The sequence below is a fragment of the Streptomyces sp. NPDC052114 genome (assembly GCF_040680155.1).
GTDB lineage: Bacteria > Actinomycetota > Actinomycetes > Streptomycetales > Streptomycetaceae > Streptomyces.
Window position 1 is genome coordinate 137,656 of record NZ_JBFAWC010000005.1, and the last position, 16,878, is coordinate 154,533.

Genomic DNA, 16,878 nt, shown 5'->3' on the forward strand with positions numbered 1-16,878 from the left:
CGAGCTATACGCGGTCAACTATTAGCCATGAGGTACCGGTCGACCACACCCTTTTGGTCTCGGTTCAATCACACCTGGCACGTACAACTTCCAAAATCCGGACAAACCGATCCGAGATAGATGGTTGCGAAACGGACGTGTTACCCATCTAACGGTCAGTGACGTCCGCATACCGGACACTCCGCGCTCGAAAACCGGTTGCCGGGAGCGACTCGGAGGACAGTGGCCACACCGTACCCGCCAGGGGAAACACGAGAGGCCGACTTCCGCGCACTCCGTCGGGGAGGGGCGGAAATCGGCCTCGTGGGCGGCTGGCTGCCGTCAAACGCCTACATCAGGGCGTCAGTTGTGCTGAGGGGCCTCAGTTGTGCTTGGCGCGCGACGCCGAGCGACCGCGCTCCTTCTGGTCCAGGACGACCTTGCGGATGCGGACGGCCTCCGGGGTCACCTCGACGCACTCGTCGTCGCGGCAGAACTCCAGGGACTGCTCCAGGGAGAGCTTCCGCGGCGGGACGATCGCCTCGAAGGAGTCGGCGGAGGAGGAGCGCATGTTGGTGAGCTTCTTCTCCTTGGTGATGTTCACGTCCATGTCGTCGGAGCGCGAGTTCTCACCGACGATCATGCCCTCGTACACCTCGGTGCCGGGGTCCGTGAAGAGCACGCCGCGCTCCTGGAGGTTCGTCATCGCGAAGGCGGTGACGGCGCCCGAGCGGTCGGCGACCAGCGAACCGTTGTTACGGGTCGTCAGCGTGCCGAACCACGGCTCGTGGCCCTCGTGGATGGAGTGGGCGATGCCCGTGCCGCGGGTGTTCGTCAGGAACTCCGTACGGAAGCCGATGAGGCCGCGCGACGGGACGACGAACTCCATGCGGACCCAGCCCGAGCCGTGGTTGGACATGTTGTCCATGCGGCCCTTGCGGACGCCCATGAGCTGCGTGACGGCGCCCATGTGCTCCTCGGGCACGTCGATGGTCATGCGCTCGACGGGCTCGTGCGTCTTGCCGTCGACCTCCTTGGTGACGACCTGGGGCTTGCCGATCGTCATCTCGAAGCCCTCGCGCCGCATCTGCTCGACGAGGATGGCCAGCGCCAGCTCACCGCGGCCCTGCACCTCCCAGGCGTCGGGGCGCTCGGTGTCCAGGACACGCAGCGAGACGTTACCGATGAGCTCGCGGTCCAGGCGGTCCTTGACCTGGCGGGCGGTGACCTTGCGGTCCTTGACGGCCGCCTTGGCCTCCGCGCCCTTGCCGGTGCCACCACGGCCGACCAGCGGCGAGGTGTTCGTACCGATGGTCATGGAGATCGCCGGCTCGTCGACCGTGATCAGCGGCAGCGCGACCGGGTTCTCCGGGTCGGCGAGCGTCTCGCCGATCATGATCTCCGGGATGCCGGCGACGGCGCAGATGTCACCGGGGCCCGCGACCTCGGCGGGCTTGCGGGTGAGCGCCTCGGTCATCATCAGCTCGGTGATGCGGACGTTGGCGATCGAGCCGTCGCGCTTCATCCAGGCCACGGTCTGGCCCTTGCGCAGCTCGCCCTGCTCGACGCGGAGCAGCGCGATACGGCCGAGGAAGTTGTCCGCGTCGAGGTTGGTGACGTGCGCCTGGAGCGGGGCCTCCTCGTCGAACGTCGGGGCCGGGACGTGCTCCAGGATCGTGGAGAAGAACGGCTCCAGGTTGGTGGAGTCCGCCGGGACCGTGCCGTCCTCCGGCTTGGTCAGCGAGGCGATGCCGTCACGGCCGCAGGCGTAGACGATCGGGAACTCGATCTGCTCCTCGTCCGCGTCCAGGTCGAGGAAGAGGTCGTACGTCTCGTTGACGACCTCGTCGATGCGGGAGTCCGGGCGGTCCGTCTTGTTGATGCACAGGATGACGGGCAGGCGCTGCTGGAGGGCCTTGCGGAGCACGAAGCGGGTCTGCGGCAGCGGGCCCTCGGAGGCGTCGACCAGCAGGACGACCGCGTCCACCATCGACAGACCGCGCTCGACCTCGCCACCGAAGTCGGCGTGGCCGGGGGTGTCGATGATGTTGATCGTGATCGGGTCCCCGCCGTCCTTGGGGTGATACTTCACCGCCGTGTTCTTGGCGAGGATCGTGATGCCCTTCTCACGCTCCAGGTCGTTCGAGTCCATCATGCGGTCGTCGAGGGACTCTGCGGCGTGCGCGGCGAAGGAACCGGCCTGCTTGAGCATGGCGTCGACGATGGTCGTCTTGCCATGGTCGACGTGAGCGACGATGGCGACGTTGCGGATGTCGTGGCGCGTGGCCATAGTGCGGCGTACTCCTGGAGTGAGTGGACGGTCGCGCGTACACCTGAGGTACGCGGACCCTGCCGGGCTGGACACGCCACGGCCTCACCCCAGTCTACGTGTCCGTCGCGGAGGCAGCCTCCGCGGGGGCTGCGCGGGGGTGCGGAAAGGCTGGGGAATTCTGGGGAAACAGCAGGTCAATGGGTGGAGATGAGCTTGCCCGCCGGGGTGGCCGGCGGGCAAGGGAGTTGAGCTGAATCTGAGCGTCAGCCCGCCGAGGGCGAGCCGGACGGCCTGGCCTCGGGCTTCAGGAAGCCGATGTCCTCGAAGTTCGGCGCCTGGAATCCGAAGGCGCCGGCGTTGGCGAGGTTCGGGCGGGCCGCCATCAGCTGGGGCCGCTGGTAGAGGGGAATCGATCCGGCTTCGGCCCAGATGCGGGCGTCCGCCTTCCTGACCAGGGAGCGGGAGGCGTCCTCGTCCAGCTCGCCCATCGCCTGATCGAACAGCTGGTCGATGTGGTCGGTGCCGACGCGCGTGTAGTTCTGCTCGACGTTCAGCGAGCCGTCCGCGGCCGGGACCGGCTTGGCGAAGATCGGGCGGGCGTCGGTGGCCGGGAAGGCCGAGGCGGGCCACGAGTACAGCGCCAGGTCGTACTGACCGGAGGCGATGTGGTCCTTGAAGTAGCTGTCGTCGGAGACCTTCGCCGTCTCCGTGCGCACCCCGATCCGCTCCAGCATCCGCGAGATCCGGTCGGCCACCGCGCGCAGCGGCTCCGAGCCGTCCCCGGAGGGCAGCACGAAGCGCAGCGTCAGCGGCTTGCCGTCCTTGGCGAGCGGGCCGGACGCGGCGGCCGGGGCGGCGGTGCCCTTGGGGGCGTACGCGCCGGGGGCGCCGCCCCTGGCCTGGTCGGCCGGCTCCTTCTTCTTCTCCTTGTCGGCCTCGCGGGGCAGGGCGAGCACGTCGGCCTGGCGGTTCAGCGCGGCCCGCTGGTAGGCGGCCGCGGGCGCCGGGGCGAGCACCGAGGTGCCGCTGTCGCCGGGCTTGCCGTCGTCCTCGCCGACGATGTAGGTGCCGTCGCCCGACTCCTCCTCGGAGTCGGAGCGGGCCTTCTTGGCGTCGTCGGCCTCGGCGCCCGCGGTCTTCGCCTTCTTCTCCTTCTCCTGCCGCGGCGCGCCCGGCGCCCAGCCGGCGTCCGCGAGCAGCGCCCGCGCCTCGGCGGTGTCCTGCTCGCCGAGGGCCCCGCTGTTGTCCGCGTACGCCTGCTGTCCGGCGAGGGCGAGGTGGCTGCCGACCGGCTCGGCGGGCAGGCCGAGCGGCTTGAGGACGGTCTTGGCGAGCTCGCTCCGGTCCAGCGCGCGGGCCACCGCGCGGCGCACGCGGTCGTCGGCGAGCGGCCCCTCGGAGCCGTTGAGGGCGAGCTGGGTGTAGGCGGGCTCCAGGGACTTGCGCACCACGTAGCCGCGCAGGCCCTGCTGTTCCTTCGCGTACTTCTTGACCGCCTTGCGGGTCTTGGCGCGGGCCTCGACCTCCTCCTCGGCGGCCTCCTCGTCGGAGCCGTGGGCGATCGCCCAGGAGCGCAGCGCCCTGCCCGGGGTGAGCTGCGAGCCGGGGCCGTGGGCGAGCGGGCCCTGGGCCCCCTTGTCGCGGGCGGCCAGGGTGATGCGGCCCGCCTCCGCCGAGTCGACCTCGGCCAGGTCGACGCTGCCCTTGGCGATGGCCTCGGCCCGCTCCTCGCGGGGCACCTCGCGCAGCACGAGCTTGTCGAGCTTGGCCGGGCGGCCCCACCAGCGCGGGCTGCGCTCCAGCGTGACGTCGCCGGCCTTGCGGTCGACGCCCGCGAGCGCGAAGGGGCCCGCGGTGACCTTCAGCCTGCGGCGCGCCCCGTCGTTGAAGGAGTCGGGGGTGCCCATGACCTGCTTGGGGTACAGCGGCGAGAAGAGCGAGCGCCAGTCGGCGTACGGCTTGGCGAAGGTGACCCGCACCTCCAGGTTGTTCGCGCCGCGCTCGATCTTCTCGATCCGGTCGTAGCCGGCGTTCCGCGCGGTCCAGTACGCGGTGTCCTTGCCGGACAGGGCGCGCCACTGCGCGGCGAAGTCGTCGGCGCCGATCTCCCGGCCGTCGCTCCAGACCGCCTGCTGGTTGAGCTTGTACAGGACGACCTGCTGGGGCTCGCGCTCGACGACCTTCGCCGACTCCAGGAAGTCGGGGTTGGGCTGCGTGCGGCCCTGGGCATCGAGGCGGAACAGGGACGGCAGGACGGCGCCCGCGACGCGTGCGGTGCCCGCGTCGGCGTCCGACTGGAAGGTGTTGAGGGTCTCTGGCAGGGCGTCGACCGCCCACTTCATGGTCCCCCCGTCGGCGACCAGGTCCCGGGCCGCGGGCGCGACGTCCTGACCGGCGGTGGGCCGGCCGGCCTCGTCGTTCGAGCTGCATCCGGCGAGGGCGGGCAGAGCCAGCACCCCCGTCGCGAGGAACACGACAGATCTGACTCCGACGTGGTGGGACATGGCGGGTACCTCCGGGGTCCGGGGCTCGCCCGGCCGCCCGCTTCCAGGATCGGGCCGGGTTTGATCACGTTTGGCGGTATATGGAGCTGATCACATCTATCGCCCCACCCAAGGCGACCGGACGCCGCGCGCGGCGGAGGCGCGGCGTGGGGGCGCGCAGATCCCACTCGTGCGGCCCAATGCGCTCACGGGGCCCGGCCGCGGACGGCCGTCCGGCGGTCGTGGCGTGCGGACGCGGCACATCGCGTACGGACACGGAACGTCGCGCACGCACACGGGGCGGCGCGCGTACGCGGGGCGGTGTCCGTACACGGGACGGCGCGCGTACGCGGGACGGCGCGCGTACGCGGGACGGCGCACGCGCACGGGGCGGCGCACCTACCCGCCCGGCGGTCACGGGCGGTCGCCGTCGGCCGGGGTCGGCGCGATCGGCGCGTGATCCGGCGCATTCACCGTCCCCGATCCGGTAATCGGTGCAGATCCCTTCACAAGCCGGGATGTGACGCGCGACACTCGCAGGCGCATGAGCGTTGCCACCGCACACCTGAAGTGAGGGCAAGTCATGGCTCTGCACGATGAACTGACGGCCGTTCAGCGATGCGTGGACGACTTGGTCCGCACGGTCGGCCGTCTTGAGCAGCAGGCCGGCGAGGAGCTGGCGGGCGTCGACCTGCGCCGCGTGCGCACGGACGCCGACCGGCTGCGCGAGAGCGTCGCCCTGCTGCGCGCGACGGCCCCGCCGCCCGCGCCCCGCGACGAGCACCGGCCGGAGCTGGTGACCATCCCCGACACGCCGTACGACCGCGCGCTGTGGACGGACACCGGGGACCTCGACGACGAGGGCCTGGGCGCCCGCGGCCGTCACGCGCCCTGACCGCACCGCCGCACCCCCGCAGAGCCACGCCAAGTACCTCTCCCGCTGCCCGAGGACGAAGGAGTGGAGCCTCGTTGGCCACCGGCACGGAACCTCAACCGAAAAGCGGACCGGCCCCCGGCGGCGGCGTGCGTGACGGCACGCGCGCCGCCATCGGTGCTGCCCATCTGCGGACCGACCGCTGGTGGCTGGCGCCCGCGGCGACCGCCGCGGGACTGCTCGCCTTCGTCGTCTACTCGACCTGGCGGGCCTTCGCGAATACGGACTACTACCACGCGCCCTACGTCTCGCCGTTCTACTCGCCGTGCCTGGCGGAGAACTGCGAGCCGATGCGGTCCGGGCCCAACTGGGAGATCTTCGGCAGCTGGTGGGGCCTGTCGCCCGCGCTGCTCGTCCTGATCTTCCCGCTCGGCTTCCGACTGACCTGCTACTACTACCGCAAGGCCTACTACCGAGGCTTCTGGGCCTCGCCTCCGGCCTGCGCGGTGGCCGAACCGCACAAGAAGTACTCCGGCGAGACCCGCTTCCCGCTGATCCTGCAGAACGTCCACCGGTACTTCTTCTACGCCGCCGTCCCGGTCGCGTGCATCCTCACGTACGACACCGCGCTGACCTTCCGCGACGAGCACTACGAGTGGGGCCACATGGGCCTCGGCACCCTCGTCTTCCTCGTCAACATCGTGCTGATCTGGGCGTACACGCTGTCCTGCCACTCCTGCCGGCACATCATCGGCGGCAAGCTCAAGCACTTCTCCAAGCATCCGGTGCGCTACCGCATGTGGCAGTGGGTAGGGAAGCTGAATGCCCGTCACATGCTGCTCGCCTGGGCGTCGTTGGTGAGCGTGGCGCTCGCCGACTTCTATGTGTTCCTGATCTCCAGCGGCGCCTTCGACGATCCGAGGTTGTTCTGATGTCTCAAGTGGAGCGACAGCAGTGGGACGTCGTCGTGGTGGGAGCCGGGGGCGCGGGCCTGCGGGCCGCGATCGAGGCGCGCGCACAGGGCGCCCGCACGGCCGTGATCTGCAAGTCCCTGTTCGGCAAGGCCCATACGGTGATGGCCGAGGGAGGCATCGCGGCCTCCATGGGCAATGTGAACTCCGGCGACAACTGGCAGGTCCACTTCCGCGACACGCTGCGCGGCGGCAAGTTCCTCAACCAGTGGCGGATGGCCGAGCTGCACGCCCGTGAGGCGCCCGACCGCGTCTGGGAGCTGGAGACCTGGGGCGCCCTGTTCGACCGCACCCCGGACGGGCGGATCTCCCAGCGCAACTTCGGCGGGCACGAGTATCCGCGCCTCGCCCACGTCGGCGACCGCACCGGGCTCGAACTGATCCGCACGCTCCAGCAGAAGATCGTCTCGTTGCAGCAGGAGGACTACAAGGAGTTCGGGGACTACGAGGCACGCCTGAAGGTCTTTCAGGAGTGCACGGTCACCAGGGTGCTGAAGGAGGAGGGCGCGGGTCCCGGCGACGCCGGGCGGGTCTGCGGGACCTTCTGCTACGACCGCGAGTCCGGTCGCTTCTTCGTCCTGGAGGCGCCGAGCGTGGTCCTGGCGACCGGCGGCATCGGCAAGTCCTTCAAGGTGACGTCGAACTCGTGGGAGTACACCGGCGACGGGCACGCCCTCGCGCTGCTCGCCGGGGCGCCGCTGCTGAACATGGAGTTCGTGCAGTTCCACCCGACGGGCATGGTCTGGCCGCCGTCGGTCAAGGGCATCCTCGTCACCGAGTCCGTGCGCGGCGACGGCGGGGTCCTCAGGAACTCCGAGGGCAAGCGGTTCATGTTCGACTACGTCCCCGACGTGTTCAAGGAGAAGTACGCGCAGTCGGAGGAGGAGGGCGACCGCTGGTACGAGGACCCGGACCACAACCGCCGCCCACCCGAGCTGCTGCCCCGCGACGAGGTCGCGCGCGCCATCAACGCCGAGGTCAAGGAGGGCCGCGGCTCGCCGCACGGCGGCGTCTTCCTCGACGTGTCGACGCGGATGCCCGCCGAGGTCATCAAGCGCCGGCTGCCCTCCATGTACCACCAGTTCAAGGAGCTCGCGGACGTCGACATCACCGCAGAGGCGATGGAGGTGGGGCCGACCTGTCACTACGTGATGGGCGGCGTCGCGGTCGACTCCGACACCGCCGCCGCGCGCCGCGTGGCGGGCCTGTACGCGGCCGGTGAGGTCGCGGGCGGCATGCACGGGTCCAACCGCCTCGGCGGCAACTCGCTGTCCGACCTGCTGGTCTTCGGCCGGCGCGCGGGGCTGCACGCGGCCGAGTACGCCGCCGGGCTCGACGCCAGGCCCGTCCTGGACGAGGTGCAGATCGACACCGCGGCCGCCGAGGCGCTGCGGCCCTTCAGCGCGGAGGGCCCCGAGGACGGGGCGACGCCGGAGAACCCGTACACCCTGCACCAGGAACTCCAGCAGACCATGAACGACCTGGTCGGCATCATCCGCCGCGAGGCCGAGATGGCGCAGGCCCTGGAGAAGCTCGCCGAGCTGCGGGTGCGGGCGCGGCGGGCCGGGGTCGAGGGCCACCGCCAGTTCAACCCCGGCTGGCACCTCGCGCTCGACCTGCGGAACATGCTCCTGGTCAGCGAGTGCATCGCGCGGGCCGCCCTGGAGCGCACCGAGAGCCGCGGCGGGCACACCCGCGAGGACCATCCGGCGATGGACCGCGAGTGGCGGCGCGCCAATCTGCTCTGCCGACTCGCCGATCCCACCGGCGGGTTGGCGGCGACCGACCCGGTGCGCGGCCAGATCGACCTCGTGCGGGTGTCCACCGAGCCCATCCGCCCGGACCTGCTGGCCCTCTTCGAGAAGGAGGAGCTGGTCAAGTACCTGACTGAAGAGGAGCTGTACGAGTGAGTTCGTACGACGCGCGATTCAAGGTCTGGCGCGGTGATCTCGGCGGCGGCGACCTCATGGACTTCAAGGTCGAGGTCAACGAGGGCGAGGTCGTCCTCGACATCATCCACCGGCTCCAGGCCACCCAGGCGCCCGACCTCGCGGTGCGCTGGAACTGCAAGGCGGGCAAGTGCGGTTCGTGCTCGGCGGAGATCAACGGCAGGCCGCGGCTGATGTGCATGACGCGGATGTCGGTCTTCGACCGGGACGAGGTCATCACGGTGACGCCGCTGCGGGCCTTCCCCGTGGTGCGGGACCTGGTGACCGACGTCGGCTTCAACTACACGAAGGCGCGCGAGGTCCCCTCGTTCGTACCGCCCGAGGGCCTCGGCCCCGGCGAGTACCGGATGCAGCAGACGGACGTGGACCGCTCGCAGGAGTTCCGCAAGTGCATCGAGTGCTTCCTGTGCCAGGACACCTGCCACGCGGTGCGCGACCACGAGGAGAACAAGGAGGCCTTCGCCGGGCCGCGGTTCCTGATGCGGGTCGCCGAGCTGGACATGCATCCGCTGGACGCGGCGGCGGAGTCCGGCCTGGACCGCAAGCGCACCGCGCAGGACGAGCACGGGCTCGGCTACTGCAACATCACCAAGTGCTGCACGGAGGTCTGCCCCGAGGGCATCAAGATCACGGACAACGCGCTGATCCCCCTCAAGGAGCGGGCCGTCGACCGCAAGTACGATCCGCTGGTCTGGCTGGGGAACAAGATCCGGCGCCGGTCGGAGTGAGCGTGCGGCCGGAGTGACGGTGTGACGGTACGGGGTCCGCCTGGGGGTAATCCCCCAGGCGGATTCTCGTGATCTCCCCCATGGTCCGGGGCGCACCCCGGAACCAGCATGGAGGCATGACTTCTTCCTCGACCACCTCGGCTTCCCGGGCTTCCTCCGCCGTGAGGCGCCGTACGCTGCTGGGCCTCGCGGGCGCCGGGCTCGTGGCGGGGCTGCTGCCCCTGGCGTCTCCGGCGCAGGCGCGTCCCCTGGCGCAGGCGCCCGCCGCCGGCGTCCGGGCCCAACTCCCCGCGCCCACCGGGCCGTACGGGATCGGCACCGTCTCGGCCCGGCTCGTGGACCGCTCGCGGCACGACCCCTGGGTGGCGTCGCAGCCGTTCCGCGAGCTGATGGTCAGCGTCTGGTACCCGGCCGCGTCCGGCTCCGGCGACGGGCGGCCCCGCGCGCCCTACATGGCGCAGGGGGCCGCCGCCCGCTGGGACGCCACCGCGCCGCACGGCATCCCCCGGGGCGCGGTCGACTTCGCGGCCACGCGGACGCACGCCCGGGAGGGCGCGCCGGCCGACACCCGCGGCGGGCGGCGCCCCGTGCTGGTGTACGCGGCGGGCTCGGGCGACCCGCGCACCTGGGGCACGGCCCTGGTCGAGGAGCTGGCGAGCCGCGGCTATGTCGTGGTGACCGTCGACCACACCTACGAGAACCCCGGGGTGCAGTTCCCCGACGGCTCGGTCAAGGACGACGGCCCGCTGCGGAAGGCGCTGGAGGAGGCGCAGCAAAACGGCACCCTGACGGAGCTGCTCAAGAAGACGCTCGACGTGCGGGTCGCCGACTCCAGGTTCGTCCTGGACAGCCTGGGTTCGCTGCCGCACGGCCTGTCGAAGGTGGTCGACCGGCGGCGCGTGGGCATGGTCGGCCACTCCGCGGGCGGGATCGCCGCCGCCGAGACGATGTACGAGGACCGGCGGGTCGGGGCCGCGGTCGACCTCGACGGCACGCTGGAGTTCAACCCCGAGCCGAACGGCACGAACCTGATGCCGGTCGCGCGGAACGGCCTGGACCGCCCCTTCCTGCTGATGGGCAGCGACCGCCCCACCGAGCCGTCCTGGCGCGCGCTCCTGTCCCACAGCACGGGCTGGAAGCGGAACCTGACGCTCAAGGGCGCGCGGCACCAGGCGTACACGGACCTCTCCGTGCTTCTCCCCCAGTCCGGGGCGGACCGGAAGGTGACCGAGGAGAACATCGGCACGGTCGATCCGGGGCGGGCGGTCGCGGCGGAGCGGGCGTACGTGGCCTCGTTCTTCGACCGGTGGTTGAAGGGGAAGGACGACGGCCTGCTCGACGCGCCGTCGGGGCGGTACCCGGAGGTGGAGTTCACGGACTGAGGGCCCGCGCGGGGTACGGGCCCTCGGCACGCCTCCCCACGGCGAGTCCTCCGCTCCGCCCGTGCGCGGCGGGGACCTTGTGCCACACTGCCGCGCATGCGTCTGCCCCGCACCTCCCGCCCCGTCATGGCCGCGCTGCTCGCCGGTGCGCTGAGCGCGGGCGCGGCCTCCTGCACCCTGCCCGGCGACGACGGCGCGGGCGGGGGCACGGGCCTGGAGCGCGCGCTGGCCGCGGTCCCCGCGTCGGCGGCCGACCAGGCGGTGACCTACCGGGACGTACGCACCGTGCGCCGCCTGGTCGCCGCGGACCCCGGGCTCTACCGCGGCCTCGACGGCTTCGGGATCCTGGAGGTCGCCCAGAGCGGCTACACCGGCGGGAACGTCCGCGCCGACTGGGGCTTCGGCGCGAAGGACGTCCGCGCCTCCGTCCTGGTCGGCGACAGCTCGCTGCTGACCGGCGCGTTCGACACGGACGCGGTGGCCCGCGCGATGAAGAAGCAGGGCTACAGATCCTCCGGCACGGACGGCGGCACCCGCTACGAGAAGCGCGGCGAGCCCGGCGTCTACGACGTCTCGGAGTCGGCCCGCGTCGCCCGCCGCTCGCACGTCGCGCTGCCCCTGACCGCGCCCGACGACTCCCTGCGCGACGTCAAGGCGTACGCGGCGGTCGCCGACTGCCTGGGCGACGTGTACGAGGCCACGTACTACGCCGAGCGCCAGGACGCCGACACCGTGCTCTTCGCGATCGGCGGCCGGCTCGGCAAGGACGGCAGGTCCTCCTCGGAGACGCTCTGCGCGCGGACCGCGTCGAAGAGGGCGGCGGCCGCGACCGCCGCGAAGCTCCGCGAGAAGACGGCACCCGGCGAGCGCTACGCGGGCTCGAAGGTGACCGTCGGCGAGGGCGACACCCCGATGGTCACGATGACGTGGAAGAACCGCGCCGCGTCGGGCCTGCGCCCCGCCGACAACGACCGCACGGGCGAGTTGCCGGGCCTGCTGGCGTAGGGCCCGGCCTCAGACCCCGTCCTTGTGACCGTTGGCGACGATCAGCTTCTCCATGCCCTGGTACGCCCGGGTGGCCTTGCCGTTGTCCTCGTCGTGGAACTTCCTGAGGTAGTCGAGGAGTACGGCGACGCAGGTGTCCCGCGTCCGGTACTCCGCGTCGTCGACGAGCCGGAAGTCATCGGTGATCTCCCGCAGCCGCCCGTCGGGGGCGGTGTACACGGGGTGCCAGACCAGTTGCACGTTCGGGTTCAGCCGCATGACCTCGCGCAGCTGCGGGATCTCCTGCGAGATGAGGACGCTCTCCGGGAGGTAGGACCGCAGGAAGATGTGCACCGGGCCGGTCGCGCGGGCCACGAACGCCTTCGACAGGACGTTCCACATCGGCGTCTTCAGCGGCCAGTCCGGGTGCAGCTTCAGCACGTTGAGCACGCTGCCGATCCGGGTCCGTTCCAGGGGGGTGTGGCCCTTCGCGTGCGCGTAGTCGCTGGTCTCGATCCCTCCCGACCACAGGGCCATGGTGGGCGTCGCGATCTCCAGGTGCTCGGCCATGAGCCGGACGAACTCCTGGTACCAGGTGTTCGACGCCCGCAGGTCCCGCTGCTCCTGGCGGACGTTCGTCCTCGCCATGGCCTCGGCGTTCAGCGCGCCCTGCGCGTCGACCCCGCCGAGCAGCAGCTGCCAGGCGGCGTCGGCCTCGTCCTGCGGGATGCCCGCGGCCTTCGTCAGCTCCTGGTACGGCCCCCACTCGGGGTGCTCGGTGGGCCTGGTCGCGTAGTGCTCGTCGAGACCGCCCGTCTGCCGCTGCACCCACCGCGTCACGGCCGCGTTGCCCGCGCTCCGCTGCAGCGCGGCCAGCCCGGCGACCCGCTCCTCACGCCGGACACCCCCGGCCCCCGCCGCCTGCCGCCCCGCACCCCTCCGCACCTCACGCACCCCGCCCCACCTTCCCACTGTTCCAGGCGAACCTAGCCCCGCCGCACCCCCCGCACGAGGTACGGAAGGGCAGCACCGGGGGCATGCTCGGCCCCTTCCAGCGGCAGGGTGCCGTCATCCGGCCGTCCCGTCCCGTACTCAGTCCAGACAGAACTCGTTGCCCTCCACGTCCTGCATCACGAGGCACGACTCGTTCTCCTCGTCGGCCTCCAGCAGGCGTACGCGGGTCGCGCCGAGTGGGAGCAGGCGGGCGCAGGCGGATTCCAGGGCGGCCAGGCGTTCCTCGCCCACGAGGCCGGTGCCGACCCGGACGTCGAGGTGGACGCGGTTCTTGACGACCTTGCCCTCGGGGACGCGCTGGAAGAACAGGCGCGGGCCCACGCCCGTGGGGTCGCTGCACGCGAACCACGCGTCCCGGTCCTCGGGAGGCAGGGAGGCGTTGTAGGCGTCCCACGTGTCGAAGCCCTTCGGGGGCTGCGGTGCGACGTACCCCAGGACCTCGCACCAGAAGCGGGCGACGCGCTCCGGCTCGGCGCAGTCGAAGGTGACCTGGAACTGCTTGATCGAAGACATCGGCGCACCCTAGCAGGGGGGCGTGGGGGTCATCTGCCGGTGTGCGTACGGGTGTTGTCGGCTGCTCGTCGGCTACTCGTCCGCCGGTGTCCGCCACGCGACCCGCTCCGCGTGGGTCAGCCAGTGGACGTACCACTGGGCGAACGTGACCCTCTCCGTGCTGTTCAGGAACGCGAAGGGGATCACGCCCTCCGCGGCCGCGCGCGCGTCGTTCCACATCGTGCCGCGCTCGGGGCCCGTCAGCGCCATCAGCGTGTAATAGCCGCAGCCCTGGTCGGTCATGTAGCGGGCGCCTTCGGTCAGTGCGTCCAGGAGTTCGTCGTCGCGCCGGTCCCAGGCCGTGTACTCGGCGCGGAACCGGGCCTCTTCCTCGGCCGTGTCGCCGTACGCCGCGCGCCGCGGTTCCGCCGACCGGTGCTCCTCCCACTCCGCGGTGCGCCCAGGGCGGAAGGTGCCCTCCGGAGCGGCGGGCCCGGAGTCGTCCGGGTCCACCGGGAACAGGCCGTAGTCCGGGCCCGCCCCGCCGGCCCCCACCTCCAGCAGGAAGCCGCGGTACTCCGCAGGGAACGTCACCCCGCGCCGCCGCTCGACCGCGTCGACCTGCTCCTCGGTCAGGACGGGCAGCAGGGCGAAGCCGTGGCCGTGCCCCTGGAAGTCCGCGCCGAACACCGCCCGCCACCCGGGCGCGTCCCGGAGCGCGAGCACGCGCTCCCTGATGCCCGTCCAGACCCCGTCCACCCGTGCCTCCCCCGCTCCGGCCCCGCTCCGGCCGCTCACGATCACCGTACGGGGCCGCCGCGGGGCGCCGCCTCCGGGTCGCGGCGCCCCGAATGCACCCATACGCTCCCCTATGTGACGCCGCCCTCGCAGAGAGCCGCGCGGGCAGCCGCGGCCGCGGTGGCCGTGCTGCTCGCCTGCTTCGCGCTGCTGTGCCCCGCGCCCGCGCTCGCCGACGACCCGGTCACTCTCTCCCGCACCGGCCAGCTCACCGACCGGACGGGCGCCCTCGGGGACCGCGCGGACGCCGCCGAGCAGGCCCTCGACCGGCTCTACGACGACCGCGGCGTCCAGCTCTTCGTCGCCTACGTACGCGACTTCTCCGGTCGCTCCGCGCAGAGCTGGGCGGACGCCACCGCCGAGCGCAACGGCCTCGGCCTCGACGACGTGCTGCTCGCCGTCGCCACCCACGACCGGCAGTTCGCCTACTCCGTGAGCGACGGGTCACGGCTGACCGACGCGCAGCTCACGGACGTGGCCACCACCGCGATCAGGCCCGCCCTGCGCGAGAACGACTGGGCGGGCGCGGCCATCGGCGCCGCGAACGGCTACCGCGCGGTCCTCGCGGGGCAGCCCGTGCCGGCGCCCTCGCTCACCCCCGGCCCGGCGGACCCCACCGCCGACGGCGGCGACGACTCCGTGGCCGGTGACCTGGTGCTCCCCGTCGTGGCGGCGGGCGTGGCCGGGGTCGCGGCGACGGTCGCGTACAAGCGGCGCAGGAAGCGCGTCACCACCCGCACGACGCCCGGCGGCGGCTGGGGGCAGGGCGCGGGCGTCACGCCGCTGCCCGAGCTCGACGAGGAGGCCCGGCGCCTCCTCGTGGAGACCGACGACGCGGTCCGCACCAGCACCGAGGAACTCGGCTTCGCCACCGCCCAGTTCGGCGAGGACGCGGCCCGGCCCTTCGGCGCGGCGCTCGCGTTCGCGCGCGCGGAGCTGACGGCGGCGTTCCGGCTGCGGCAGGAGCTCGACGACGCGTACCCCGAGGACGACGCGACCAGGCGCCGCATGCTGGACGAGATCGTCGCGCGCTGCACGGAGGCGGGCCGCCGCCTGGACGCCGAGACCGCGGGCTTCGACGAGCTGCGCGCCCTGGAGAAGGACCTGCCGCGCGCCCTGGAGCACGCGGAGACGGTGTTCCGGCAGGTCGCGGGCCGCACCGGCGCGGCCGACGACACCCTCACGACCCTGCGCGCGACGTACGCGCCCACCGCGTCGGCGGCCGTCGTCGGCCATGTCGAGCAGGCCAAGGACCGGCTCGTCTTCGCCACCACCCACCTCAACCAGGCCCGCCAGTCCGCCGACTCCGGCGAGGGCGGCGCGGCGGCGGTGCACCTGCGCGCCGCCGAGGGCGCCGTCGACCAGGCGGGCACGTTCGTGGACGCCGTCGACCGGCTCGCGGGCGAACTGGCGCTCGCCGCCGAGAAGCTGCCGGGCGCGCTCGCCGAGTCCGAGGCCGACCTCGCCGACGCGCGCGGCCTCCTGGAGGGCACCGCGGAAGGGGTCTCCACGGCCGATCTGCGGGGCCGGGTCGCCCGGGCGGAGTCGGTGGTCGCCGAGGTGCGCGGACAGACGACGGCGGGGCCCTACGACCCCATCGACGCCCTGCGCCGGGTCGAGGAGGCCGACGCGGCGCTGGACGCGGCCCTCGCGGGGGCGCGCGAGCGCGAGGTCGCCGACCGCCGCTCCCGCGCCCTGCTCTCCCAGGCGCTGCTGACCGCCCGCAGCGCGGTCGGGGCCGCCGCGGACTACGTCACCACGCACCGCGGCGCCGTCGGCAGCGAGGCGCGGACCCGCCTGGCCGAGGCCCAGCGGCACCTGGCGCGGGCGGAGGCCGGGCCGGAGGGCGAGGCCGCCGCCGCGCTGGCCTCGGCCCAGCAGGCGGACTCCCTGGCCCGCCGGGCGCAGCAGCTCGCCGAGCGGGACGTGCGCGGCTACGGCAACCCCTACGGGGGCCTCGGCGGCGGCGGTGGGCGGGGCGGCGGCACGGGCGGCGCGGTGCTCGGCGGCATCATCCTCGGCGAGCTCCTCGGGGGCGGGCGCCGCTCGGGCGGGGGCTACGGCGGCGGGTTCGGCGGGGGCGGCGGCCGGGGCGGGGGCGGATCCGGCGGTCCCGGCAGCTTCGGCGGCGGGGAGACCCGGGGCCGGCGGGGCGGGGGCGGCCGGTTCTGAGCCCGTGTCCCCGCACCCCCACGCAACCCCGCTGCCCCTCGTTCAAGGAGACCAAGGACATGACGAAGCAGACCATCCTCGGCCGGGTCGCCCAGCTCGCCAAGGCGAACATCAACGCGCTCCTCGACCAGGCCGAGGACCCCCAGAAGATGCTCGACCAGCTGATCCGCGACTACACGGACAACATCAAGGAGGCCGAGGAGGCGGTCGCGACCACCATCGGCAATCTGCGGATGCTGGAGCAGGACCACAAGGACGACCAGGACACGGCCGCCGAGTGGGGCGCCAAGGCGCTCGCCGCGAGCAGGAAGGGCGACGAGCTGCGCGCGGACGGGAACGCGACGGAGGCCGACACCTTCGACCGGCTCGCCAAGGTGGCGCTCGGGCGGCAGCTCCAGGCGGAGAAGGAGGCCAAGGAGGCCGAGCCGACGATCGCCGCGCAGACCGAGATCGTGGACAAGCTGCGGTCGGGCCTGGAACGGATGCAGGTGAAGCTGGTCGAGCTGCGGTCGCGGCGCGATCAGCTGGTGGCCCGCGCGAAGACCGCACAGGCGCAGAACCGGATGATGGACGCCGCCGCGAGCATCGACGTACTCGATCCGACGAGCGAGCTGAGCCGCTTCGAGGAGAAGGTGCGCCGCGAGGAGGCGCGGGCGCTCGGCCGGCAGGAGCTCGCCGCGTCCTCCCTCGACGCGCAGTTCGAGGAGCTGGACGGCCTGGGCGACGCGGCGGAGGTCGAGGCCCGCCTCGCCGCCCTCAAGGCGACCACCTGAGCCGGCC

General features: G+C 72.6%; 13 protein-coding genes. 8 read left to right on the forward strand and 5 right to left on the reverse strand.

Annotated elements, in window-relative coordinates; all coding sequences use genetic code 11:
- Positions 1 to 361 precede the first annotated feature (361 nt).
- Together typA and AB0L89_RS12920 are read right to left on the reverse strand one after the other, a co-directional pair.
- Complete coding sequence (typA, locus tag AB0L89_RS12915) at positions 362 to 2,269, reverse strand: translational GTPase TypA (protein ID WP_365138910.1); 1,908 nt, start codon at positions 2,267 to 2,269, stop codon at positions 362 to 364.
- Between the two features lie 245 nt (positions 2,270 to 2,514).
- Complete coding sequence (locus AB0L89_RS12920) at positions 2,515 to 4,755, reverse strand: ABC transporter family substrate-binding protein (RefSeq protein WP_365138913.1); 2,241 nt, start codon at positions 4,753 to 4,755, stop codon at positions 2,515 to 2,517.
- 562 nt (positions 4,756 to 5,317) lie between these two features.
- On the opposite strand from AB0L89_RS12920, the gene AB0L89_RS12925 reads away from it, so the two are divergent.
- From AB0L89_RS12925 to AB0L89_RS12950, 6 genes are all read left to right on the forward strand, one after another.
- Positions 5,318 to 5,629, forward strand: a complete 312-nt coding sequence (locus tag AB0L89_RS12925; protein ID WP_365138915.1) for a hypothetical protein — start codon at positions 5,318 to 5,320, stop codon at positions 5,627 to 5,629.
- A gap of 74 nt (positions 5,630 to 5,703) precedes the next feature.
- Entirely contained in the window at positions 5,704 to 6,540 is an 837-nt protein-coding gene (locus AB0L89_RS12930; protein ID WP_365138917.1) for a hypothetical protein, read from the forward strand.
- A complete protein-coding gene (locus AB0L89_RS12935; RefSeq protein WP_365138924.1) occupies positions 6,540 to 8,489 on the forward strand; it encodes a fumarate reductase/succinate dehydrogenase flavoprotein subunit in 1,950 nt (649 codons plus the stop codon). Before AB0L89_RS12930 ends, AB0L89_RS12935 begins: the two co-directional genes overlap by 1 nt.
- On the forward strand, positions 8,486 to 9,256 hold the full coding sequence (locus AB0L89_RS12940; protein ID WP_365138927.1) for a succinate dehydrogenase/fumarate reductase iron-sulfur subunit: 771 nt from the start codon (positions 8,486 to 8,488) through the stop codon (positions 9,254 to 9,256). Before AB0L89_RS12935 ends, AB0L89_RS12940 begins: the two co-directional genes overlap by 4 nt.
- Positions 9,257 to 9,372: 116 nt before the next feature.
- Positions 9,373 to 10,638: a hydrolase gene (locus tag AB0L89_RS12945; RefSeq protein ID WP_365138930.1), complete on the forward strand. Its 1,266-nt coding sequence runs from the start codon at positions 9,373 to 9,375 to the stop codon at positions 10,636 to 10,638.
- A gap of 96 nt (positions 10,639 to 10,734) precedes the next feature.
- Complete coding sequence (locus AB0L89_RS12950; RefSeq protein ID WP_365138933.1) at positions 10,735 to 11,643, forward strand: hypothetical protein; 909 nt, start codon at positions 10,735 to 10,737, stop codon at positions 11,641 to 11,643.
- Between the two features lie 9 nt (positions 11,644 to 11,652).
- Here the strand turns inward: AB0L89_RS12950 and AB0L89_RS12955 are convergent, their stop codons facing one another.
- The 3 genes from AB0L89_RS12955 to AB0L89_RS12965 form a co-directional block, all read right to left on the reverse strand.
- Positions 11,653 to 12,576: a hypothetical protein gene (locus tag AB0L89_RS12955; RefSeq protein ID WP_365138936.1), complete on the reverse strand. Its 924-nt coding sequence runs from the start codon at positions 12,574 to 12,576 to the stop codon at positions 11,653 to 11,655.
- A gap of 138 nt (positions 12,577 to 12,714) precedes the next feature.
- A complete protein-coding gene (locus tag AB0L89_RS12960) occupies positions 12,715 to 13,149 on the reverse strand; it encodes a VOC family protein (RefSeq protein ID WP_365138939.1) in 435 nt (144 codons plus the stop codon).
- 72 nt (positions 13,150 to 13,221) lie between these two features.
- Positions 13,222 to 13,887, reverse strand: a complete 666-nt coding sequence (locus AB0L89_RS12965) for an SMI1/KNR4 family protein (RefSeq protein ID WP_365138942.1) — start codon at positions 13,885 to 13,887, stop codon at positions 13,222 to 13,224.
- A gap of 114 nt (positions 13,888 to 14,001) precedes the next feature.
- Here AB0L89_RS12965 and AB0L89_RS12970 point away from each other — a divergent pair, with 114 nt between their 5' ends.
- Both AB0L89_RS12970 and AB0L89_RS12975 read left to right on the forward strand, forming a co-directional pair.
- Positions 14,002 to 16,098, forward strand: coding sequence for a TPM domain-containing protein (locus AB0L89_RS12970; protein ID WP_365138945.1), 2,097 nt, complete (start codon positions 14,002 to 14,004; stop codon positions 16,096 to 16,098).
- Positions 16,099 to 16,157: 59 nt separating this feature from the next.
- The gene (locus tag AB0L89_RS12975) at positions 16,158 to 16,871 is read left to right on the forward strand and encodes a PspA/IM30 family protein (RefSeq protein ID WP_365138948.1); all 714 of its coding nucleotides are present in this window, start codon (positions 16,158 to 16,160) and stop codon (positions 16,869 to 16,871) included.
- Positions 16,872 to 16,878 lie beyond the last annotated feature (7 nt).

Excerpts from the sequence above, each read along its gene's own strand:
- AB0L89_RS12935 (WP_365138924.1), top strand. The coding sequence starts at position 6,540 with ATGTCTCAAGTGGAGCGACAGCAGTGGGACGTCGTCGTGGTGGGAGCC.
- AB0L89_RS12920 (WP_365138913.1), bottom strand. The coding sequence starts at position 4,755 with ATGTCCCACCACGTCGGAGTCAGATCTGTCGTGTTCCTCGCGACGGGG.
- typA (WP_365138910.1), bottom strand. The coding sequence starts at position 2,269 with ATGGCCACGCGCCACGACATCCGCAACGTCGCCATCGTCGCTCACGTC.
- AB0L89_RS12945 (WP_365138930.1), top strand. The coding sequence starts at position 9,373 with ATGACTTCTTCCTCGACCACCTCGGCTTCCCGGGCTTCCTCCGCCGTG.
- AB0L89_RS12960 (WP_365138939.1), bottom strand. The coding sequence starts at position 13,149 with ATGTCTTCGATCAAGCAGTTCCAGGTCACCTTCGACTGCGCCGAGCCG.
- AB0L89_RS12975 (WP_365138948.1), top strand. The coding sequence starts at position 16,158 with ATGACGAAGCAGACCATCCTCGGCCGGGTCGCCCAGCTCGCCAAGGCG.
- AB0L89_RS12950 (WP_365138933.1), top strand. The coding sequence starts at position 10,735 with ATGCGTCTGCCCCGCACCTCCCGCCCCGTCATGGCCGCGCTGCTCGCC.
- AB0L89_RS12925 (WP_365138915.1), top strand. The coding sequence starts at position 5,318 with ATGGCTCTGCACGATGAACTGACGGCCGTTCAGCGATGCGTGGACGAC.